This is a genomic window from Pseudomonas sp. ZS1P83, assembly GCF_054897825.1.
The window spans coordinates 2,718,339-2,738,762 of the sequence record NZ_CM142706.1; the positions used below are offsets into that span (position 1 = coordinate 2,718,339).

At 58.8% G+C, this 20,424-nt stretch carries 18 protein-coding genes and 1 pseudogene; 11 read left to right on the forward strand and 8 right to left on the reverse strand.

Translation table 11 applies throughout. From position 1 onward, the window contains the following. Positions 1 to 6: 6 nt before the first annotated feature. Positions 7 to 1,338 (reverse strand): IS4 family transposase, encoded by a 1,332-nt coding sequence (locus tag ACYZT0_RS12900; RefSeq protein WP_462046158.1) that lies wholly within the window; start codon positions 1,336 to 1,338, stop codon positions 7 to 9. Positions 1,339 to 1,578: 240 nt separating this feature from the next. Between ACYZT0_RS12900 and ACYZT0_RS12905 the strand changes: the two genes are divergently transcribed. Both ACYZT0_RS12905 and ACYZT0_RS12910 read left to right on the forward strand, forming a co-directional pair. Then, the gene (locus ACYZT0_RS12905; RefSeq protein ID WP_462046159.1) at positions 1,579 to 2,694 is read left to right on the forward strand and encodes a Gfo/Idh/MocA family protein; all 1,116 of its coding nucleotides are present in this window, start codon (positions 1,579 to 1,581) and stop codon (positions 2,692 to 2,694) included. A 536-nt stretch (positions 2,695 to 3,230) separates the two neighbouring features. Then, positions 3,231 to 4,007 carry an APH(3') family aminoglycoside O-phosphotransferase gene (locus ACYZT0_RS12910; protein WP_462046160.1) on the forward strand — a complete coding sequence of 259 codons (777 nt, stop codon included), beginning with the start codon at positions 3,231 to 3,233 and terminating at the stop codon, positions 4,005 to 4,007. A gap of 135 nt (positions 4,008 to 4,142) precedes the next feature. On the opposite strand, the gene ACYZT0_RS12915 is transcribed toward ACYZT0_RS12910, so the two are convergent. The 4 genes from ACYZT0_RS12915 to ACYZT0_RS12930 all read right to left on the reverse strand — a co-directional run bounded on the left by ACYZT0_RS12915 (position 4,143) and on the right by ACYZT0_RS12930 (position 7,599). Beyond that, positions 4,143 to 4,391 carry a DUF1652 domain-containing protein gene (locus tag ACYZT0_RS12915; protein ID WP_462046161.1) on the reverse strand — a complete coding sequence of 83 codons (249 nt, stop codon included), beginning with the start codon at positions 4,389 to 4,391 and terminating at the stop codon, positions 4,143 to 4,145. A gap of 136 nt (positions 4,392 to 4,527) precedes the next feature. Next, complete coding sequence (locus tag ACYZT0_RS12920) at positions 4,528 to 6,018, reverse strand: PAS domain S-box protein (protein ID WP_462046162.1); 1,491 nt, start codon at positions 6,016 to 6,018, stop codon at positions 4,528 to 4,530. Positions 6,019 to 6,267: 249 nt separating this feature from the next. Beyond that, positions 6,268 to 7,161: an RNA polymerase sigma factor SigJ gene (sigJ, locus tag ACYZT0_RS12925; protein ID WP_462046163.1), complete on the reverse strand. Its 894-nt coding sequence runs from the start codon at positions 7,159 to 7,161 to the stop codon at positions 6,268 to 6,270. Between the two features lie 3 nt (positions 7,162 to 7,164). Further along, positions 7,165 to 7,599 carry a carboxymuconolactone decarboxylase family protein gene (locus ACYZT0_RS12930; RefSeq protein ID WP_462046164.1) on the reverse strand — a complete coding sequence of 145 codons (435 nt, stop codon included), beginning with the start codon at positions 7,597 to 7,599 and terminating at the stop codon, positions 7,165 to 7,167. A 172-nt stretch (positions 7,600 to 7,771) separates the two neighbouring features. Here ACYZT0_RS12930 and ACYZT0_RS12935 point away from each other — a divergent pair, with 172 nt between their 5' ends. Both ACYZT0_RS12935 and ACYZT0_RS12940 read left to right on the forward strand, forming a co-directional pair. Further along, positions 7,772 to 8,206: a YeeE/YedE family protein gene (locus ACYZT0_RS12935; RefSeq protein ID WP_462046165.1), complete on the forward strand. Its 435-nt coding sequence runs from the start codon at positions 7,772 to 7,774 to the stop codon at positions 8,204 to 8,206. 2 nt (positions 8,207 to 8,208) lie between these two features. Further along, a complete protein-coding gene (locus ACYZT0_RS12940; protein WP_462032259.1) occupies positions 8,209 to 8,622 on the forward strand; it encodes a DUF6691 family protein in 414 nt (137 codons plus the stop codon). 80 nt (positions 8,623 to 8,702) lie between these two features. Here ACYZT0_RS12940 and ACYZT0_RS12945 read toward each other — a convergent pair whose 3' ends face one another. Together ACYZT0_RS12945 and ACYZT0_RS12950 are read right to left on the reverse strand one after the other, a co-directional pair. Next, positions 8,703 to 9,986: a Zn-dependent hydrolase gene (locus ACYZT0_RS12945; RefSeq protein ID WP_462046166.1), complete on the reverse strand. Its 1,284-nt coding sequence runs from the start codon at positions 9,984 to 9,986 to the stop codon at positions 8,703 to 8,705. A 156-nt stretch (positions 9,987 to 10,142) separates the two neighbouring features. Next, positions 10,143 to 11,627 carry an NCS1 family nucleobase:cation symporter-1 gene (locus ACYZT0_RS12950; protein WP_462046167.1) on the reverse strand — a complete coding sequence of 495 codons (1,485 nt, stop codon included), beginning with the start codon at positions 11,625 to 11,627 and terminating at the stop codon, positions 10,143 to 10,145. Between the two features lie 551 nt (positions 11,628 to 12,178). Between ACYZT0_RS12950 and hydA the strand changes: the two genes are divergently transcribed. The 3 genes from hydA (at position 12,179) to preA (ending at position 16,421) form a co-directional block, all read left to right on the forward strand. Further along, on the forward strand, positions 12,179 to 13,618 hold the full coding sequence (gene hydA, locus ACYZT0_RS12955) for a dihydropyrimidinase (RefSeq protein ID WP_462046168.1): 1,440 nt from the start codon (positions 12,179 to 12,181) through the stop codon (positions 13,616 to 13,618). Between the two features lie 160 nt (positions 13,619 to 13,778). Then, positions 13,779 to 15,146, forward strand: a complete 1,368-nt coding sequence (locus ACYZT0_RS12960; RefSeq protein WP_462046169.1) for an NAD(P)-dependent oxidoreductase — start codon at positions 13,779 to 13,781, stop codon at positions 15,144 to 15,146. Next, positions 15,147 to 16,421, forward strand: a complete 1,275-nt coding sequence (preA, locus tag ACYZT0_RS12965) for an NAD-dependent dihydropyrimidine dehydrogenase subunit PreA (RefSeq protein ID WP_462046170.1) — start codon at positions 15,147 to 15,149, stop codon at positions 16,419 to 16,421. A 111-nt stretch (positions 16,422 to 16,532) separates the two neighbouring features. On the opposite strand, the gene ACYZT0_RS12970 is transcribed toward preA, so the two are convergent. Continuing rightward, positions 16,533 to 17,153, reverse strand: coding sequence for a TetR/AcrR family transcriptional regulator (locus tag ACYZT0_RS12970; protein WP_462046171.1), 621 nt, complete (start codon positions 17,151 to 17,153; stop codon positions 16,533 to 16,535). Between the two features lie 138 nt (positions 17,154 to 17,291). On the opposite strand from ACYZT0_RS12970, the gene copC reads away from it, so the two are divergent. The 4 genes and pseudogenes from copC (at position 17,292) to ACYZT0_RS12990 (ending at position 20,402) form a co-directional block, all read left to right on the forward strand. Then, complete coding sequence (gene copC, locus ACYZT0_RS12975) at positions 17,292 to 17,657, forward strand: copper homeostasis periplasmic binding protein CopC (protein ID WP_462046172.1); 366 nt, start codon at positions 17,292 to 17,294, stop codon at positions 17,655 to 17,657. A 3-nt stretch (positions 17,658 to 17,660) separates the two neighbouring features. Next, positions 17,661 to 18,518: a copper homeostasis membrane protein CopD gene (gene copD / locus ACYZT0_RS12980; protein WP_462046173.1), complete on the forward strand. Its 858-nt coding sequence runs from the start codon at positions 17,661 to 17,663 to the stop codon at positions 18,516 to 18,518. A 233-nt stretch (positions 18,519 to 18,751) separates the two neighbouring features. Then, positions 18,752 to 19,400 (forward strand): annotated as a pseudogene (locus ACYZT0_RS12985) (OprD family outer membrane porin). Positions 19,401 to 19,577: 177 nt separating this feature from the next. After that, entirely contained in the window at positions 19,578 to 20,402 is an 825-nt protein-coding gene (locus tag ACYZT0_RS12990; protein WP_462046174.1) for an NAD-dependent epimerase/dehydratase family protein, read from the forward strand. The last annotated feature ends 22 nt before the right edge of the window (positions 20,403 to 20,424 follow it).

The following is a 20,424-nucleotide window of genomic DNA, read 5'->3' on the forward strand; positions in this document are numbered from 1 at the left end:
TGCCAGTCAGTTAAGCTGACTGGCATTTTTCTTTCTGATCGGATACTTCGGTGATTTAAGCCGGATGGCCCGAGGATAAATACGCTCCTCTCGCCGATGCGGCAGGACATAGTGCGGGGCTGAGGCATGCAACTCAGCCAGGTACTTGGGGATGTTCCCGGAACGGTCGGCGGAGACGCTGTTGATAAACCCGAGAATCGCCCAGGTGCAGGCGGTAAAACTCATTTCGCATGGGTAAATACCTGGACAGTGACGACTCATCTCCACCATCTGATAGCGCAACAAGTTGTAGCCCAACAACACCCCCCACAGCTCCTGCTCGATCATCTCGGGCGTCTTGCTACGCAACGTATAACTGCTGTTGAGCAAGGTCTGTTTCATCTCCCGAAACCCTAATTCGACTTCCCATCGCTGGCTGTACAGGTCGACGATTTCGTCGGATGGAAAGCGCAGCGGGTCGGCCATTGAGGTCAGGATCTGACACACCTTGCCTTTGACGGTTTTGCTCAGAAGTCGCGCGGTCAGGCGCTCCGGCAGCCCCGGCCATTGCTTGCTGGCCTGCGGCGAAGTGTTTAATGAGACAACCGCATCCTGGCGCCCCAAACGCTGAAGCACTTCGTACTGCGAGCCTTTTTTCAGCGGCATCAGCCAGTGACGTTCGATCCCTGCCTGCTGCCATTGATGCAGTAAACCTAACGAATAAAAACCACGATCAAATAGCGTCAACGAGTGATCGGGCGTGGTCTCGATCAGTTGCTCCGCCAGCTTCATCTCGTTGCTGCGATAGCCGTCAAACGCACTGCCGATCAGCAAATGGCTGGTCAACTCCATCTGGCAGACCATGCGCACCTGCGGAAAACCAGTGTCGCCATGCTGGTTACTGGCGGAGTCGTAACGTGCACGGTTTTCCGGCGTATCGGGTGTTCGCCAGACGACACCGTCGACACCCAGTAAGCGCAAACCGGCCCAAGTCGGATGAGCGGCCGCCTCATGCCAACTTTTCTGAGTCAGATGGAAGACCTGTCGTACAGCCTCGCTGCCCAATCTCTGACGGGCTTGAACCACCGCGCTGGGTGCCACCAACGGGCGCTGGCCCGGCAGCATGATATTCATGCGGCTGACCACATCCCACGCCGACATGCGCCGAAAGAACGCCATGGAGATCACGCACCAAAGCATCATTTCCAACGGCAAGCGCCGCTTGCGTAAAGTCGCAACGCCTGCCTGTTCAAGTGCCTGCTCGACCAAAGAAGGATCGAGCAAGGAATTCAATCCCTCAATTGAGTTGGGGGTGGAGACGATGTTGTGGGTCAGTTCCAGTGCCCGAGCGAGACGCATAAAAAAATCCGATGCCAATACAGGCATCGGATTTTGATTTCTTGCGGCCAAAGGTCAAGCAAAAGGGCTTAACTGATCGGCATTAGGCCTTAGAGCTGCCTTTTTTTTGTTATCGATCGTTCCCACGCTCTGCGTGGGAACGATCACACATGAGAACTTATTTTCTATTATTTGCAATAAGTGAATATTTATTCCATTAATAGCCTTTCCTGAAAACAAAATTCCAAAAGGACCCCGGCTATGCGCGAACTCGGTATCGGACTCATCGGCACAGGTTTCATGGGCCGCGCCCATGCCTTGGCGTTTCGCAACGTCAGCGCGGTTTTCGAACTGCCCCTCAAGCTTAAACTTGCGGCCCTGGCCGACGCCGATCCGCAGCGCGCCCGCCACTGCGCCGATGCCTGGGGTTTCGACACCGCGCATAGCGACTGGCAGCAACTGATCGATGACCCCAAGGTCAATCTGATCGCTATCACCACGCCCAATCACTTGCATTACCCCATGGCCATGGCCGCCCTCGCCGCCGGAAAACCGGTGTACTGCGAAAAGCCGTTGGCGGTGAATCTGGAACAGGCCGACGCCATGCGCCTGGCGGCCAAAGCGGCGGGTGTGGTGACGCGGGTGGGTTACAACTATCAACACAACCCGATGATCGGGCTCGCCCGGGAGCTGATCGAAAACGGCGACTTGGGCCAGATCATCAGTTTCCAGGGTGAATTCAGCGAAGACTTCATGGCCGATCCTGCATCACCCTGGTCCTGGCGTTGCGATGCCGATCATGCCGGCGGTGCACTGGCCGATCTGGGCAGTCACTTGTTAGCCATGGCCCGTTATCTGGTGGGAGATGTCGAGGCAGTCAGCGCCGACACCCAGACCGTGCACCGGCAACGTCCCGCCACGGCTGGCAGCCCGGAACAACGCAATATTGCTGTCGATGATCAGGTTCACGCTTTGCTGCGATTTGCTAACGGCGCCCGGGGGACGTTCAGCAGCAGTTGGCTCAAGCACGGCTACAAAAATCACCTGAGTTTTGAAATCAGCGGCACGCGGGGGACGTTGGCGTTCGATCAAGAACGACTGAATGAACTGCGTCTGTTTCGTGCCGGCCAGGACGGCTTCCAACGTTTGCTCGCAGGGCCGAACCTTCCGGGTTATGCGGCGTTCAGCCCGGCGGCAGGGCATCAGCTCGGCTACAACGAACTCAAGACACTGGAGGTCCATGATCTGGTGATGGCGTTGGCCGGGGTCGGCCAGGGCGGAACGGACTTCGAGCAGGCGTGGGAAGTCGAACGTCTGGCGACGGCGATCCGGTTGGCCGCGCGGGAGTCGCGGTGGGTCAGGATCGAGGAAGTCTGAGCGAAACGCGGGTGAAACCCGCCAGCAGACAGCGCCGCTGGCGGTACCCATGAGTGGATGAGTGCTTACTGAGTGACGCAACGAGTGAGCGTCGTTTCCCGGGTCACCTGCCCCTCAGCCCTCATATCGCCTTGCACATCGGTGTTTTCGGTAGTCTGGCAGGTGCGCACAGGAGGTGGAGGCGGCGCGGCGGGAGGTGGCGGCGGAGGACTGGCACACCCCCCCAGAATCGCAACGCAGAGTGTAAACGACAGTGGAGCAAAAACGCGTTTCCCAAGACTGTTCATAGGTTGACCCGCGGTAAGTGATCGACATATTTCCGCGACCCAACACCCAACACCCTCACCGCGAACACGCGGACCGGTCACAGAAAAAATACTTTCGTATTCCTTGTACGACCGCCAGCAAAACCCGGCAGTTCCTAGGCTCTGTACGAAATCTCCTGAAACATCATTTCAAACAAAGGCGCTATGTTCGCTGTAAAACCTGTTTGTGTGTCACCTTGAACCCAATGTACCGAGCACATGTAATTGCAGATGCCATTCGAAGTACCCAAGGTAATTGCTCAATTTATTGGCGATACCACACTTGTAGCCGACGAAATCGGTGAGTCTCCCTGCAGCGTTTACGGGTTCACCCGAGGGAATGAACGCTTCTTTCTTAAAGCTTGCGCGGCGGTCTATGCGCCCACTACATACAGCGTCTTGCGTGAAGCTCGCGTGCTGGAATGGCTGGATGGCCATCTAAGTGTGCCCGAGGTTGCAGTCGTTGCCGAGAGCGCCGAAGGCGAGTTCATGATCACACGCTGCGTGCCAGGTGAACCGATACAAGCGCGCAACGACGATCAGGGCGCAGTGTTAGAGCTATTTCGCGATGCACTCCGTCAGTTACAAGCGGTGCCCATCGCCGATTGCCCGTTCGACGCAAGTGCTTCGTTGCGCCTTAATGAGTTGGAGTATCTGGTCGCGCGTGATCTGTGTGAGAAAGAGTACGACCTTCAACAGTGGACGAACCTGAGCACACCCGAGGAACTACTGGCCCGCCTGTACGCCACGCTACCGAGCGAGGAATGGGGGTTCAGTCATGGCGACCTCTGTGACACTAATATTTTCGTCGATGCACATGACCAACTGCATTTCATCGACCTGGGTCGTGGCGGTATCGCGGATCGCTGGTTGGACATCGCGTTCGTCCATCGTAACCTGCGCGAAAATGTCTCACAAAATGCAGCAAGTGACTTTCTCAAAGGGCTGGGCGAGCCTGACCACCCTGTGAAACGTGAGTTTTTCGAACAGTTGGATGAGTTGTTCTAGAAATCTCTATCTCTGTAGAATTCGCCGCCATCAGAGCCAGGCGGCGATTCCAATCCTGTGCCACTGCGCTTTCTCGGCGATGGTCTCACTGGCTTGTGCCATGCGGTGTTTGCGACATTACTTTTCGTACAGAACCTAGGAAGTCTCGCGACGATGCAACGTATTGCTCTCAAGCTCATACCGCAGCTCTTCGATCAACACCGCCACCGCCTCCGGTGTTGTAAGGTTGCTTACGCTCAACCCACTGACCACCAGATCCACCTGCCCCGACACCGGATGATAGAGCTTCACCGTCAGCGAATTATCACCCGTAACACTGCAGTCACAGGCCAACGGCGAAAAACTCCGCTCCAGTTGCATACGCAATCGCGCCACGTAAATCATCCTGCGGTTCCTGTAACTGTTCTCAAGAGGGACGCGATACCCGAAGACCTGTATCGCACCCTCACAGCCTAAGAACTGGCGCACCCGCCCAGAACATCCATTTGCACCCCTTCGGGTAGTGCATTTGCACCTAACGCTAGGCCTTGGGCCGCCACTCGCTGGAGAACAAACCGCGCTCGCGAGCCCAGACAATCGCCTCGCTGCGACTGTGCACATCGAGTTTTGAATACACCGTCGACACATGGTTACGCACAGTGTTGGGCGCGAGCTTCAGTCGCGCGGCGATTTCCTTGTCGGCCAGGCCCTCGCAGATCAGCCCCAGCACATCGCGTTCACGGGAGGTCAGGTCGGTGAGAGACACGCTAGGCAACTGCGGCGAGTTGACGTTCTTCACGTTAGCGAGCTTCTCGATGAGCGTGCGGCTGAACCAGGAGGCGTCTTTCATCACCTCTTCGATCGCCGACACCAACTCCAGCTCTGTACGTTTACGCTCGGTGATGTCCATAAACACCAGCAGGTAGCAGGGGTTGTCCTGAATGTTCACGGTGTCGGCCGAGACCGCGCAATCGATCAGCTGGGCGCCTTTCTTGCGTACCCGAACATCGACACGATCCACACTTCCGGTTTTTTCCAGTGCCGCAAAAAGTCGCGTGCGAGCGCTTGTGTCATCGATAAAATCGATCTGCGCCACAGTCTTGCCGAGCACTTCCTCACTGGGATAGGCGAGCGTATCGAGGAAGGCTTCATTGACGTCCATCACCACCTGATCGCTGGCGTTACACACCAGGATCGGCACCGGAGTCAGACGAAAAGCCTTGGCGAACCGTTCTTCGCTCTGGCGCAGGGCGACTTCGGCCTTATGCCGGGGCTCAATGTCCACGAAGGAAAACAGCATGCAGGCTTCGTCGTTCAACTCGAGGGGCTGGCCGGCGACGATCACCTGTTTGCTGCCCCCTTCTGGCAACTGTAGCTGGGCCTGCATTTGCGGAATAGTCGCCCCTTCGCGCAAACGCTGCTTGGCCAGGTCTTTGTTTTCGGCCCCTTCCAGTATGTCCAGTTCATAGGTCGAACTGCCGATCACCTGATCACGGGCATAGCCGGTCATCTCCAGGAAGCCCGGGTTGACTTTGATGTAGCGCAAATCGCTGAGGCGACAGATCACAGCCGGCGCCGGGTTGGCATTGAAGGTTTTTTCGAAACGCTGCTCGGCGCTGGCCCACTCCGTGACATCGTTCATGATCAACACCAGCGACTCCGGCTCGCCCGCGCTGTCGGTCAGTATCATGCTGCGCACACTGTGGACCCAGGGGCGCGCTTCGTCGTCCGCGGGCGTCACCTCAACCAAGACATCACTGAAGGTCTCGCCTCGGGCGACACGGCTGATCGGATAGTTGTCGGCCTGAACCGGATGATTATTGCGATAACGCAAGGCGAAGCGCTTGGCGTACTCATTGGCATTCGCCCCCAGTTCGCTGAGCTGCTCGACCCCGTGCATGGCCAATGCGGCATCATTGGCCCAGAGGAGAGTCTGGTCGAGCTCCAGCAGAATCACCCCATCGGACAGGCCGGCGATAATCTGCTGCAACTGACGACGATTGGTTTCAGTGGTCAGGACGTCCGGGCTCATTGGATCTCCATGCGTGCGGCGACGCATTCATGCGCCGCCCTGTGAAGATTACGACCGCGTGGGGTTGGGATAGTGCAGCAAGCATCCTCTACACCACGCGCTCCTACAGGTCTTCACCCGCTCGATCGTTCCCACGCTCTGCGTGGGAATGCAGCCCGGGACGCTCTGCGTCCCTTTCGAAAGCTGGAACGCGGAGCGTCCCTTGAGGCATTCCCACGCAGAGCGGGAACGATCAGTGCCTGCACTGAGTCACTGCACATCCAACGAATCCTGCAACCTCGCCAACTTCTCCGGGTTACGCATGATAAAAATCCGGCTCACCCGCCCCGCGTCGTCAAAACCAAAGGTCATCGATGCCGTGATGATCCCGTCGGCCTTGATGATTACGCCTTGGGCGCCATTGATTTCGCAGGGCAACCATTCGCAAGCCTGCCAATAGATGTGCAACGACTGAGCAATGAAATCCAGCACACTGGAAATGCCGGACAACGTTTCGCGGATGGCCGAGGCCTTGCCGCCACTGTCAGCGCAGAGTTCGACATCTTCGGCGAGCATCGCGGTCAAGGACGAGGTCGAGCCGCTGGCGATGGCGCTATGGAAAGCACTGAGCAATTGGTCCTGACGAGCCGGTTCCGGCTGAAAGCGAGTGTGTCCGCTGCCCAGGCTGGCTTTCGCCCGGGACACCAGTTTGCGGCAGGCGGTTTCTTGAACCCCGACCGCATCCGCGACTTGCGCGTACTCCATGTCGAAAATTTCATAGAGCAGATACGCCGCACGTTCCTTTGGGGTTAGCCGTTCCAGCAACAACAGGAACGCGGTGGACAGCGACGAGGCCAGTTCATGCCTGTGTTCGGGTGAATCCTGATGGGTGGTGTGAATCGGTTCTGGCAGCCAGGTGCCGACGTAATCAACCCGCGACTTGTGGGCCGAGCGCAGCAGATCGATGCAGTGCCGGGTGCACGCCGTGGTCAGCCAGGCGGCCGGCGTGGCAATGGAGGCCCGATCGGCCTCCAGCCATTTGATGAACAGCTCTTGCACTGCATCCTCGGCTTCGGCGCGCGAGCCGAGGATGCGATACGTCAGACCGAGCAAAAAGGGCCGGCGCTGCTCGAACACAGCGGCGGCGTTTTCAGCGGAATTCATCGATCAGTGCCTCGATACCTGCAAACGGTTCCACAGGTTGATCATGCCGATCTCGGCCGTCAAGGCACCGATCTGGACGTCGTTGAAATGCTCGCGCAGCTCACCGCGCAGGCGGGCGTAGTCGGTCTTTTCGTCGAGTACGGTCAGGGCTTCGGTCCAGGCCAGGGCGGCACGCTCAGCGGCAGTGAAATCACTGACGTGACGCCAGACGATCAAGCGGTCCAGACGCTCGTTGGTTTCATTGGCTTCACGGGCCTCGCGGGTGTGCATCTTCACGCAGAAACCGCATTGGTTGATCTGCGAGGCACGCAGGTGGATCAAATGCTTCAGCCTCGCTGGCAGGTCGTGATTGTCGAGGGTGACATGCACCTGAGTCAGGCTTTCGAAGACTTGAGGAATGGATTGCAGCAGGTTAATCGGTTGGGTGTTGGACGACATCGTGTTGCTCCACTGTTTAAGGGATTCAACGAGATGACGAAATAGCACTACAGTTTGTGACGCGCCGGCAGTACCTGTGATTTTTTGGTCGTAGATCCTTTTCGCGGCGGCTGCCCTAAGCTCAAGTCAAAGAGCGGTTTAATGCTGTGCTTTACCTGCCTGGAGAGTTGCCATGATGCTGGATACGCTGCATTTCACTCCTTGGTCCGCGTTGACAGGAGGTGCGTTGATCGGCTTGGCGGCCAGCGTGATGCTCGTGGCCAATGGGCGGGTCGCCGGGATTAGCGGATTACTCGGCAGTCTGCTAGCGCCGGGTGGTTCGGGACGGGTCGAAAAAGCCTTTTTCATCCTCGGACTGCTGGCGGCCCCCCTGTTGTGGGCGTTGTTTCAGGTGTGGCCGGCCATCGAATTCAAGACCGGTACCGTGGGGCTGATCATCGCCGGATTGTGTGTCGGGATCGGCACCCGTTATGGCTCTGGTTGCACTAGTGGCCATGGGGTGTGCGGTATCTCGCGGCTGTCACCACGCTCCATCGTCGCGACGTTGAGCTTCATGTTCGCGGGCTTTGTGACCGTGTTTGTCCTGCGCCATCTGTTGGGGTTTTGAACATGAAAAAACTCACGGCTTTCCTCGCCGGCCTGTTGTTCGGCATCGGCCTGCTGTTGGCCGGTATGGCCAACCCGGCCAAAGTGCTGGGGTTTCTCGATATAACCGGTTTGTGGGACCCATCCCTGGCGCTGGTCATGATCGGGGCGATTGCCGTGGCCTGGGTGCCATTTCACTGGGCCATGAAACAATCCACGTCGTTGCTGGGGGCGCCGATGCAGTTGCCGGTCAGTCGTGAACTGGATCGACGCTTGATCGGTGGCAGCCTACTGTTCGGGGTCGGGTGGGGCATTGCGGGCATCTGCCCCGGGCCGGCGCTGGTGCTGTTGCCGACGGGGCATTGGCAGGCGTGGGTATTTGCGATTGCCATGCTGGCGGGGATGTTGATATTCAGAGTGTTGCAAGCGCGTCGTTAAGTCGTCTCGCCAGGTCAATGTCAAGAGATCGTAGCCTTCGGCGGCGCAAGTGTTGCCGGCGGCTACGATTTTTTTGCGTTTCAAACTGCCAATTGACCACTGGCAATCGCCGCCGACGCCGCCAGCATTGCCCGCAACAACACCGCACACCCGGCCGCCAGATCATCCGGCGCGGCGTTTTCGATTTCGTTGTGGCTGATGCCGCCTTCGCACGGCACGAAGATCATCCCGGCCGGACCGAGTTCGGCGAGGAAGATTGCGTCGTGCCCTGCTCCGCTGACGATGTCCATGTGCGACAAACCCAGCCCTTGGGCGGCGCCGCGTACCGCGTCCACACAGCCTTTATCGAAGTACAGCGGCGGGAAGTCGGCGGTGGGTGTGAGTTCGAAGGTCAGGCCGTGTTCCTCGCAGGTGGTTTCGATGACCTCGCGGACTTCGGCAATCATCGAGTCCAGGCGCGCCGGTTCCAGATGACGGAAGTCCAGGGTCATGCGCACTTCGCCGGGGATGACGTTGCGTGAGCCGGGATAGGCTTGCAGGCAACCGACGGTGCCACAGGCGTGGGGTTGATGACCGAGGGCCGCGCGATTGACCGCACCGACGATCACCGCGGCGCCGACCAGGGCGTCCTTGCGCAGGTGCATCGGCGTCGGGCCAGCGTGGGCTTCCACGCCGCGCAGTTTCAGGTCGAACCATTTCTGGCCGAGGGCGCCCATCACAACACCGATGGTTTTGTGTTCGTCTTCGAGGATCGGGCCTTGTTCGATATGCGCCTCGAAATAGGCACCAACGGCATGACCACTGACGTTGCGCTCGCCGGCATAGCCGATGGCGTTCAAGGCTTCACCGACGGTGACGCCCTCGGCATCGACCTTGGCCAGGGTTTCTTCGAGGGTGAATTTTTCCGCGAACACACCGGAGCCCATCATGCAGGGGGCGAAGCGTGAGCCTTCTTCGTTGGTCCAGACCACCACTTCCAGCGGCGCTTCGGTTTCCACGCCCAGGTCATTGAGGGTGCGCAGCACCTCGACGCCGGCCAGTACGCCGAAGCAGCCGTCGAACTTGCCGCCGGTGGGTTGGGTGTCGATGTGGCTGCCGGTCATCACCGGTGGAAGGTTCGGGTTGCGGCCCGGACGACGGGCGAAGATGTTGCCGACGGCGTCGATGCTGACCGTGCAACCGGCCTCCTCGCACCAGTTGACAAAAATGTCCCGGGCCTGGCGGTCGAGGTCGGTCAGGGCCAGGCGACAGACCCCGCCCTTGACCGTGGCGCCGAGCTTGGCCAGGTCCATGAGCGACTGCCACAAGCGGTCGCGGTTGATGTGCTGATGGGTGGACTGCAGAACGTCTACGGCAGCGTTCATGATGATCTCCTCAGGCAGTTGTTATAGGTTTCTTCAGGCATTTCTTTGGTGGTTTTGAGGCCGTCTTCGCGGGCAAGTCGGATCGCCGCACCGCTCGCTCCTACAGAGTCGTGTACTCCGTGTAGGAGCGAAGCTTGCTCGCGAAGGGGCCGGTACTCACACCGCAGATTTCGCAACAGACGGGCTGGGGCGCATCGAGCACAACCCGTAATAAATCAGCCCGCCAAGCGCTGAGCCGGTAAACCAGCCATAGCTGTAGAACCAGCTGAATGCGTCACTCCCGAGCGACAGCAGCGTCAGCGCCACCGGCACCCCAAACGCGATGAAACCGAACCAGTTCCACGCTGGATAAACGTCATCGCGATAGAGCCCAGCCAAATCCAGTTGCTGTTTCTTGATCAGGAAATAGTCCACCACCATGATCCCGGCGATCGGTCCCAGCAGACTGGAATAGCCCAGCAGCCAGTTGGAATACACCGTCTCCAGGCTTAAATCCGAGACGATCAATCCGAGCTTCTTCAACAGCTCATGGGCCATCAGCGCCAAGCCGACCAGGCCGGTGAGCAACACCGCTGTGGTGCGGTTGATGAATTTGGGCGCGACGTTCTGGAAATCGTTGGTCGGCGAAACAATGTTGGCCGCGGTGTTGGTCGACAGCGTGGCGATGATGATCAGCGCCATGGCCAACGCGACCCAGACCGGGCTCTGGATATGGCCGATCAGGGTGACCGGATCGGAGACGGTGACGCCCACCAGTTTTACCGAGGCGGCCGTCATCACCACGCCAAGGGAAGCAAACAGGAACATGGTCAGGGGCAAGCCGATAATCTGCCCGACGATCTGATCCTTCTGGCTTTTCGCATAGCGGCTGAAATCCGGAATGTTCAGGGACAAGGTGGCCCAGAACCCGACCATGGCGGTCAACCCGGCGGCAAAGTAACTGACCACGCTGGCGCCTTCCGGACGTTTGGCCGGGATCGCCAGCAACTCGGTCATCGACACGTTCGGCATGGCCCACACCAGCAGGCCCACGCCCACCAGCACCAACAACGGCGCCGAGAGGGTTTCAAGCCATTTGATCGAGTCCGCACCGCGAATCACCACCCACAGGTTCAAGGCCCAGAACACCATGAAGCCGATCACTTCACCAATACCACCAAGGGCTTTCCAATCCTCGAACACCGAGCCGAGAAACAGGTGAATGGCCAGTCCGCCGAACATCGTCTGAATGCCGAACCAACCACACGCTACCAGCGCACGGATCAGGCACGGAATGTTGGAGCCGAGAATCCCGAAGGACGAACGCAGTAACACCGGAAACGGAATGCCGTACTTGGTGCCGGGAAAAGCGTTCAGGGTGAGGGGGATCAGTACGATGATGTTGGCGAACAGAATCGCCAGCAGTGCTTCGCCGACGCTCAGGCCAAAATAGGCGGTGAGTACGCCTCCGAGGGTGTAGGTCGGCACGCAGATCGCCATGCCAATCCATAACGCGGTGATGTGCCATTTGTTCCAGGTTCGTTCGTGCACCTTGGTCGGTGCCATGTCGTGGTTGTAACGGGGGCTGTCGAGGACGTCACTGCCGGCTTCGAGCTCAAACAAGCCGTTGCGCTCGGTCACTTGCGATCTGATCTGTTGCATGGCCGCTCCACTGTTCTTTTGATTATTTTTGCTCATCAGGGGCTGGGGGCATCAATAAGCGTGCCGGCTACCCCGCTTGCGCATCGGGCAGTTCCATAAAAACTTTGTAACCAACTGATGGTTATCAGTTTTATTTACATACTTGATGAGTCACCGGTGACTTGCGTGTTCACTCAGGCCGAATGCCAGGCAAGTTGTCCAAACAGTCAGGACTCAATCTGGTGCATACCTCTTTTTTTCAACGTCGCGCATCAACCATAGACCATCCTCAACCGGCTGATTTCACATAAGAAATCTCGTCTATTTTTAGAACCTGTCAAGTGCGTCAAAATGGTGAGAGCCCTCACCATTTTGCTGATTTAACAATTTAAACCTTAAATATCAATACGTTAAAACAGATATAAACTTATAAAAAATATTCTTGCTCAATCCTTAAACTCAGACTAGCTTTTATTCCTGACAGCGCTGACAGGAATACACCTGTTTGCGTCAGCTTCATATAAAACATTTAGAACCGGCACAAGTCGGTCATTGCCTGCGAGGAACTCGGAATGTCTCTGTTGATCCGTGGTGCCACCGTTATTACCCACGATGAAAGTTATCGCGCCGACGTCTATTGCGCCGACGGCGTGATCAAAGCCATCGGCGAAAATCTTGATGTTCCGGCGGGTGCCGAAGTGCTCGACGGCAGCGGCCAATACCTGATGCCCGGCGGCATCGACCCGCACACGCACATGCAGCTGCCCTTCATGGGGACGGTGGCCAGTGAGGACTTTTTCAGTGGCACGGCGGCAGGTCTGGCCGGCGGTACCACGTCGATCATCGACTTTGTGATTCCCAATCCGCAGCAATCCTTGATGGAAGCGTTCCATCAGTGGCGCGGCTGGGCCGAGAAGTCAGCGTCGGATTACGGTTTCCATGTCGCGATCACCTGGTGGAGCGAACAGGTGCGTGAGGACATGGCCGAGCTGGTCAATCATCACGGTGTCAACAGCTTCAAGCACTTCATGGCCTACAAGAACGCAATCATGGCGGCCGACGACACCCTGGTGGCGAGTTTCGAGCGCTGTCTGGAATTGGGCGCAGTGCCGACTGTGCATGCGGAAAATGGTGAGCTGGTCTATCACCTGCAACGCAAGTTAATGGCCCAGGGCATGACTGGCCCTGAAGCGCATCCGTTGTCCCGCCCTTCGCAGGTTGAAGGTGAAGCGGCCAGTCGGGCGATCCGCATCGCCGAAACGCTAGGCACGCCGCTGTACCTGGTGCATGTCTCGACCAAGGAAGCCCTCGACGAAATCACCTACGCCCGCAGCAAGGGTCAACAAGTCTACGGAGAAGTCCTGGCCGGGCATTTGCTGCTGGACGACAGTGTCTATCAACACCCGGACTGGCAGACCGCCGCCGGTTACGTGATGAGCCCGCCCTTCCGTCCTCGCGGCCATCAAGAGGCGCTTTGGCACGGCCTGCAATCGGGCAACCTGCACACCACCGCCACCGACCATTGCTGCTTCTGCGCCGAACAAAAAGCCGCAGGCCGTGACGATTTCAGCAAGATCCCGAATGGCACGGCAGGTATCGAAGACCGCATGGCGGTGCTTTGGGATGAAGGCGTGAACACCGGGCGTTTGTCGATGCAGCACTTCGTGGCGCTCACCTCCACCAACACCGCGAAGATCTTCAACCTCTACCCGCGCAAAGGGGCGATTCGCGTCGGTGCGGATGCGGACCTGGTGCTGTGGGATCCGGAAGGTACGCGCACGATCTCGGCGAAGACTCATCATCAGCAAGTGGACTTCAACATCTTCGAAGGCAAGACCGTGCGCGGTGTTCCGAGCCACACCGTCAGCCAGGGCCGGGTGGTTTGGGCGGATGGTGATTTGCGGGCCGAGCGTGGCGCCGGGCGGTATGTCGAACGGCCGGCGTATCCGGCGGTGTTTGATTTGCTGAGTAAGCGGGCGGAGTTGAACAAGCCTGTTGCCGTGAAACGCTGACGCCGTACACCCGATCATTCCCACGCTCCGCGTGGGAATGCAGCCCGGGACGCTCCGCGTCCCATTGGAACGCAGAGCGTCCCTAGAGGCATTCCCACGCAGAGCGTGGGAACGATCAGCCCATCAGAGGCAGTACCTCAATAACCGTGAGGCCAACACCGTGATCAAGACCCTGAACCACCTCCCGCATCCCTATGAGAATGCGGCCGCCCTCGCCGGCCATTTCACCGATCTGGCACCGCCACTCAACGACCGTCAGGCCCATCTGGAAGCCTCGCGTTGCCTGTACTGCTACGACGCGCCGTGCGTGAATGCCTGTCCGAGCGAGATCGATATTCCGTCGTTCATTCGCAATATCCATCAGGAAAACGTTCAGGGCGCCGCGCAGAAAATCCTCTCGGCGAACATCCTCGGCGGCAGTTGCGCCCGGGTGTGCCCGACGGAAGTCCTTTGCCAGCAAGCCTGCGTGCGCAACAACGACCATGAGTGCTCACCGGTGCTGATCGGCCTGTTGCAGCGTTACGCCGTAGACAACGCGCACTTCAGCGAACACCCCTTCCCTCGTGCGGCATCTACTGGCAATCGCATCGCCGTGGTCGGTGCCGGACCGGCCGGTTTGTCCTGCGCTCACCGCAGTGCCATGCACGGTCATGACGTGGTGATTTTCGAGGCACGGGAAAAGGCTGGCGGCCTCAACGAATATGGGATCGCCAAGTACAAACTGGTCGACGATTACGCGCAGAAGGAACTGGATTTCCTCTTGGAGATCGGCGGCATCGAAATCCGCCACGGGCAAAAACTTGGAGAAAACCTGACCTTAAGCGAACTGCATCTGCAATTCGACGCGGTGTTCCTCGGCCTCGGCTTGAATGCCAGTAAACAACTGGGGCTGGCCAACGAAGAGGCGCCGGGCCTGCTCGCCGCCACCGACTACATCCGCGAACTGCGCCAGGCCGATGACCTGACGCAACTGCCGCTGGCCGACCACTGCATCGTCCTCGGTGCCGGCAACACCGCCATCGACATGGCCGTGCAAATGGCTCGCCTCGGCGCTCGCGACGTGAATCTGGTGTACCGCCGCGGTGTCGAGGAAATGGGCGCCACGGGTCACGAACAAGACATCGCCAAGGCCAATCAGGTGCGACTGTTGACCTGGGCACAACCGGAAGAAGTGCTGCTTGATGACCAGGGCCTCGTGCGTGGCATGCGCTTCGCCCGCACGCAGCTGGTAAACGGTCGCCTGCAAACCACTGGCGAGACCTTCGAACTGGCCGCCGACGCAATCTTCAAAGCCATCGGCCAAGCCTTCGACGCCAGCGCCCTCGCCGACCCGCTGGCCCGTGAACTCAAGCGTCAGGGTGAGCGGATTCAGGTGGACGAAAATCTGCGCACCAGCATCCCCGGCGTGTACGCCGGTGGCGACTGCACCAGTCTCGATCAGGACCTCACCGTGCAAGCCGTGCAGCACGGCAAACGGGCCGCCGAGGCCATTAACGCCCAACTCATGCTCAACGTGGAGGCTGCGTAAATGGCCGATCTCTCGATTGTCTTCGCTGGCATCAAAGCCCCCAATCCGTTCTGGCTGGCCTCCGCGCCACCGACCGACAAGGCCTACAACGTGGTCCGCGCCTTCGAAGCCGGCTGGGGTGGCGTGGTCTGGAAAACCCTGGGTGAAGACCCGGCGGCGGTCAACGTGTCATCGCGTTACTCAGCGCTCTTCGGCGCTAACCGTGAAGTCATGGGTTTCAACAACATCGAGCTGATCACCGATCGCTCGCTGGACATCAACCTGCGGGAAATCACTCAGGTCAAAAGGGACTGGCCGGACCGCGCGCTGATTGTGTCGCTGATGGTGCCCTGCGTCGAAGAATCATGGAAATTCATCCTGCCGCTGGTGGAAGCCACCGGCGCCGACGGCATCGAACTGAACTTCGGCTGCCCGCACGGGATGCCGGAACGTGGCATGGGCGCGGCAGTCGGTCAGGTGCCGGAGTACGTCGAGCAAGTCACCCGCTGGTGCAAGACGTACTGCTCGCTGCCGGTGATCGTCAAGCTCACACCGAACATCACCGACATTCGCGTCGCCGCCCGCGCGGCCCATCGCGGAGGCGCGGATGCGGTGTCGTTGATCAATACGATCAACTCGATCACCAGCGTCAACCTGGAGCGCATGGTCGCCAATCCCGCCGTGGGCAGCCAAAGCACCCACGGTGGTTATTGCGGCTCTGCGGTGAAACCGATTGCGCTGAACATGGTCGCCGAAATCGCTCGCGACCCACAGACGCAGGGCCTGCCGATCTCTGGCATTGGCGGCATCGGCAGCTGGCGCGACGCAGCGGAGTTCATTGCGCTGGGCAGCGGCTCGGTGCAGGTGTGCACGGCGGCGATGCTGCATGGCTTCCGGATTGTCGAGGAGATGAAAGACGGTTTATCGCGCTGGATGGACAGTCAGGGCTATGCAAGCGTGTCGGAGTTCACCGGGCGTGCGGTGGGCAATACCACGGACTGGAAGTACCTGGACATCAACTATCAGGTGATTGCGAAGATTGACCAGCAAGCGTGCATTGGTTGTGGTCGCTGCCACATTGCTTGCGAAGACACCTCGCACCAGGCGGTTGCCAGCCTGAAGCAGGCGGACGGGACGCATAAGTATGAAGTGATTGATGACGAGTGTGTGGGGTGCAATCTGTGTCAGATCACGTGTCCGGTGCAGGATTGTATTGAGATGGTGCCGATGGATACGGGCAAGCCGTTTTTGGATTGGAATCATGATCCGAGGAATCCGTACCACGTCGTCCCCTAACCGATCGTTCCCACGCTCTGCGTGGAAATGCAGCCCGGGACGCTCCGCGTCCCAAAGCGGACGCAGAGCGTCCATTGAGGCATTCCCACGCAGAGCGTGGGAACGATCGAACTAAGGCTCTATCCCAATCCCCCGCAGTATCACGCTGGTCACCGTCTGCACCGCCCGCTCAAACTGCATGTCCGACAGCGGCTGGTGGTCATTCAGAATATTCACCTGATGATCAAAGTCGGCGTAGTGCTGGGTCGAAGCCCAGATCATGTACAGCAAGCTTGAAGGCTCCACCGGCAGGATGCGTTTGTCGTCCACCCACTGACGAATTTTCGCCTCTTTCATCTTTGCCCAGTCGTACAGACTCACGTCCAGCTTCTCACCCAGGGTCGGTGCACCATGGATGATTTCGTTGGCCCAGACTTTGGAGCCGTAAGGCCGGCTGCGGGAGTGGTTCATTTTGGCCCGGATGTAGCTGCTGAGCACCACGCGCGGGTCGTCGAACATCTCGAAGCACAGAGCGTCCTGTTTCCACACTTCCAGCAAATCGAACAGCACGGCGCTGTACAGCTCACTCTTGGTGCTGAAGTAGTAATGCAGGTTGGAGCGCGGCAGTTGCACTTCGGCGGCGATGTCGGCCATGGCGGTGCCGCCGAAACCTTTTTCGGCGAAAACCTTTTCGGCTCCCAGCAGAATTTTCTCGACGTTACTGCGACGAATCTCGATCTTGTGATTGCCCATGAGGGCTCCCTGACAACAGCGTTGGCCAAGACTAGCATCCGCTCTACACCGCGGCGACAAGGGAAAACGAAACTTCGTACACCGAGCTTCTCGCAGGTAAACTGGCGCCTCTTCGAACCTGCCTCAGAGGTATTCACGATGCTGCTCAAGAAAGCCCTGACCACCGCCGCCCTGCTCAGCTCGCTGCTCGCCGCATCATCGGTGTTTGCTCACACCCATCTGAAAAGCCAGACCCCGGCCGCCGACAGCACGGTGAGCGCGCCGTCGGAACTGCGTCTGGTGTTTTCCGAAGGCGTTGAAGCGACCTTTTCCAAGGTCACGATCAGCAAGGACGGTGCCGACGTGCCGGTGAAAAGCCTCGCCACCGAAGGCCGCGACAAGAAAAGCCTGATCGTCACCCCGGCTGCACCGCTGGCGGCGGGTGCCTACAAAGTCGAATGGCACGCGGTGTCGGTCGATACCCACAAAAGCGAAGGCGCCTATCGCTTCAAGGTTGGCCAGTAATTCATGACGAGCGCGATGGTGCTGTGCCGCTTTCTGCATTTCACCGTGGTGCTGATGCTGTTCGGGGCCTGGGTGTTCAGGCCTCTGCTGCTCAATGGCGCCGCTGAAAAGCTGGATCAGCGACTGATGAGAACCAGCCGCTGGCTGGCGGCGGTGGCATTGGTCAGTGGCGTTGTCTGGTTACTGTTGATCACCGCCAGCATGGCCGGGGCCTGGGACGCGGCATTCGATCCGTCGACCCTGCACCTGGTGCTGGGCACTACATTTTTCGGTCAGGCCTGGCGCTGGCACCTGCTGCTCAATGCTTTGTTGGTAGCGCTGCTGATGACGCCATTGCGTTCGAACCTGCCCCTGCGAATCGGCCTCGCCGCCCTGCTGCTGGGGACGCTCGCCCCGGTCGGCCACGGTGCCATGCTCGACGGTATCAACGGCCAATTGCTGATCCTCAATCAGGTCATTCACCTGACCTGCGTCGGCGCCTGGCTCGGCGGTTTGATGCTGTTGGTGATGATCCTGCGGCAACCGGCAGAGCATCGCGTTAAAGCGATATTGCAGCGCTTCAGTGGGGTCGGTTACGCCTTGGTTGCGGGGCTGCTAATCACCGGGCTGATCAACGTTCGGGTACTCACCGGGCAGTTCTGGCCGACGCCGTTGTTGTCCGGGTTTGCGTTGATTCTGTTGATCAAGGTGGTGCTGGTCGCCGCGATGCTGGGATTGGCACTGTTCAATCGGCAGCGAATCAACCACTGCGAGCAGCGTCACACTGCGCTGAACAGCGTCATCCTCGAATGGTTGCTCGGGATGGGCGCGGTGGCCGCGGTTTCACTTCTGGGCACCCTGCCCCCGATGATCACTGGCTGACACTCCCACAGAGGTCATCGTACAACTTATAATTGACAACCCCTGAAAGTCTCGCAAATAATCGCCCCAATGTTGTACGACGACGCATGACGAAAATAAAAAAACAAGAACAAGGGAGCGTCACTGTGAGCAAGCTCGTCCGCAATTCCTCCGTCTGCACCCTTCGCCCAACCTTCGCACGCCGTCGCACCCTGAGCCTGATCGGTTGCAGCAGCCTGGCCCTCGCCCTGCCCATGATCAGCCATGCCGAAGGTTTTGTGGATGACGCCAAGGCCACGCTGAACCTGCGCAACGCCTACTTCAATCGCAACTTCACCGACCCGGCCTATCCGCAGGGCAAGGCTGAAGAGTGGACACAAAACCTCATTCTCGACGCCAAGTCCGGGTTCACCCAAGCCTCGTCGGTTTCGGCGTGGATGTGCTGGGCCTGTACTCGCAAAAGCTCGATGGCGGCAAAGGCACGGGCGGCACAGGGTTGCTGCCGATCCATGACGACGGTCGTCCTGCCGATAATTTCGGCCGTCTGGGTGTCGTGCTGAAAGGCAAAATTTCGAAAACCGAATTGAAGGTCGGCGAATGGATGCCGGTGCTGCCGATCCTGCGCTCCGACGACGGCCGTTCCCTGCCGCAGACCTTGTGGCGCTCGGCATTCCCGGGCTGACCCTGATGAACCGCTACATCAGCGGCGATAACGTGCACACCGGCAGCATCACCGACGGCAAGGAATGGGGCCGCGAATCGGAGCTGGCCTATACCGTACAAAGCGGTGCACTGAAAAACCTCAACGTCAAATGGCGTAACGCGAGCATTCGCAAGGACTTCAGCACCAACGAATTCGACGAAAACCGGATCTTCATCAGCTACCCGCGCTCGTTGCTGTAACGCGGCATCTTTTGCAGGCTGACAAAAACCTGTGGTTGATGGGGGGTGGAATGACCCTCCGTCAATTTCAAACGATGACTCGTTGACAAGCACCGGAAAGCCTAACGATACTTCGGCCATGTGGTACGACAACCTACAACGAACCCAATAACAATAATTGCTTGTGCAGGGACTTCCATGACAACCACTCCTACAGCCCGCGCCCCTTTCAATCGCCTGCTTCTGACCGGTGCCGCCGGCGGCCTTGGCAAAGTCTTGCGCGAAAGCCTGCGCCCCTGTGCCAACGTGATTCGCCTGTCGGACATCGCCGACATCACCCCTGCCCTTGATGATCGTGAAGAAGTCGTGCTCTGCGACCTCGCGGACAAGCAGGCGGTCCATCAACTGGTCGAAGGCGTGGACGCGATCCTGCACTTCGGCGGCGTGTCGACGGAGCATTCGTTTGAAGACATCCTCGGGGCCAACATCTGCGGCGTTTTCCATATTTACGAAGCCGCTCGCCGGCATGGCGTGAAGCGGTTGATTTTCGCCAGCTCCAACCACGTGATTGGCTTCTACAAACAGGACGAAGTCATCGACGCCCACTCCCCTCGCCGCCCGGACAGCTACTACGGCTTGTCCAAGTCCTACGGCGAAGACATGGCCAGTTTCTACTTCGATCGCTACGGCATCGAGACCGTCAGCATCCGTATCGGCTCCTCGTTCCCGGAACCACAGAACCGCCGAATGATGAGCACCTGGCTGAGCTTCGGCGACCTGACCCACCTGCTCGAATGTGCGTTGTACGCGCCCCATGTCGGCCACACCGTGGTGTATGGCGTGTCCGATAACAAGAACGTCTGGTGGGACAACCGTTTCGCAACCGGCCTGGGGTATAAACCACAGGACAACTCCGAAGTATTCCGCGAAAAAGTCGAAGCCCAACCGATGCCGGCCACTGATGACCCGGCCATGGTTTACCAGGGTGGCGCGTTTGTCGCTTCTGGGCCGTTTGGCGACTGAACCTCCTCACCCCAAACAAAAA

Bases quoted from the DNA above. Each gene is read 5' to 3' on its own strand.
- ACYZT0_RS12900 (WP_462046158.1), bottom strand. From the start codon at position 1,338: ATGCGTCTCGCTCGGGCACTGGAACTGACCCACAACATCGTCTCCACC.
- ACYZT0_RS12905 (WP_462046159.1), top strand. From the start codon at position 1,579: ATGCGCGAACTCGGTATCGGACTCATCGGCACAGGTTTCATGGGCCGC.
- ACYZT0_RS12910 (WP_462046160.1), top strand. From the start codon at position 3,231: ATGCCATTCGAAGTACCCAAGGTAATTGCTCAATTTATTGGCGATACC.
- ACYZT0_RS12915 (WP_462046161.1), bottom strand. From the start codon at position 4,391: ATGATTTACGTGGCGCGATTGCGTATGCAACTGGAGCGGAGTTTTTCG.
- ACYZT0_RS12920 (WP_462046162.1), bottom strand. From the start codon at position 6,018: ATGAGCCCGGACGTCCTGACCACTGAAACCAATCGTCGTCAGTTGCAG.
- sigJ (WP_462046163.1), bottom strand. From the start codon at position 7,161: ATGAATTCCGCTGAAAACGCCGCCGCTGTGTTCGAGCAGCGCCGGCCC.
- ACYZT0_RS12930 (WP_462046164.1), bottom strand. From the start codon at position 7,599: ATGTCGTCCAACACCCAACCGATTAACCTGCTGCAATCCATTCCTCAA.
- ACYZT0_RS12935 (WP_462046165.1), top strand. From the start codon at position 7,772: ATGATGCTGGATACGCTGCATTTCACTCCTTGGTCCGCGTTGACAGGA.
- ACYZT0_RS12940 (WP_462032259.1), top strand. From the start codon at position 8,209: ATGAAAAAACTCACGGCTTTCCTCGCCGGCCTGTTGTTCGGCATCGGC.
- ACYZT0_RS12945 (WP_462046166.1), bottom strand. From the start codon at position 9,986: ATGAACGCTGCCGTAGACGTTCTGCAGTCCACCCATCAGCACATCAAC.
- ACYZT0_RS12950 (WP_462046167.1), bottom strand. From the start codon at position 11,627: ATGCAACAGATCAGATCGCAAGTGACCGAGCGCAACGGCTTGTTTGAG.
- hydA (WP_462046168.1), top strand. From the start codon at position 12,179: ATGTCTCTGTTGATCCGTGGTGCCACCGTTATTACCCACGATGAAAGT.
- preA (WP_462046170.1), top strand. From the start codon at position 15,147: ATGGCCGATCTCTCGATTGTCTTCGCTGGCATCAAAGCCCCCAATCCG.
- ACYZT0_RS12970 (WP_462046171.1), bottom strand. From the start codon at position 17,153: ATGGGCAATCACAAGATCGAGATTCGTCGCAGTAACGTCGAGAAAATT.
- copC (WP_462046172.1), top strand. From the start codon at position 17,292: ATGCTGCTCAAGAAAGCCCTGACCACCGCCGCCCTGCTCAGCTCGCTG.
- copD (WP_462046173.1), top strand. From the start codon at position 17,661: ATGACGAGCGCGATGGTGCTGTGCCGCTTTCTGCATTTCACCGTGGTG.
- ACYZT0_RS12990 (WP_462046174.1), top strand. From the start codon at position 19,578: ATGACAACCACTCCTACAGCCCGCGCCCCTTTCAATCGCCTGCTTCTG.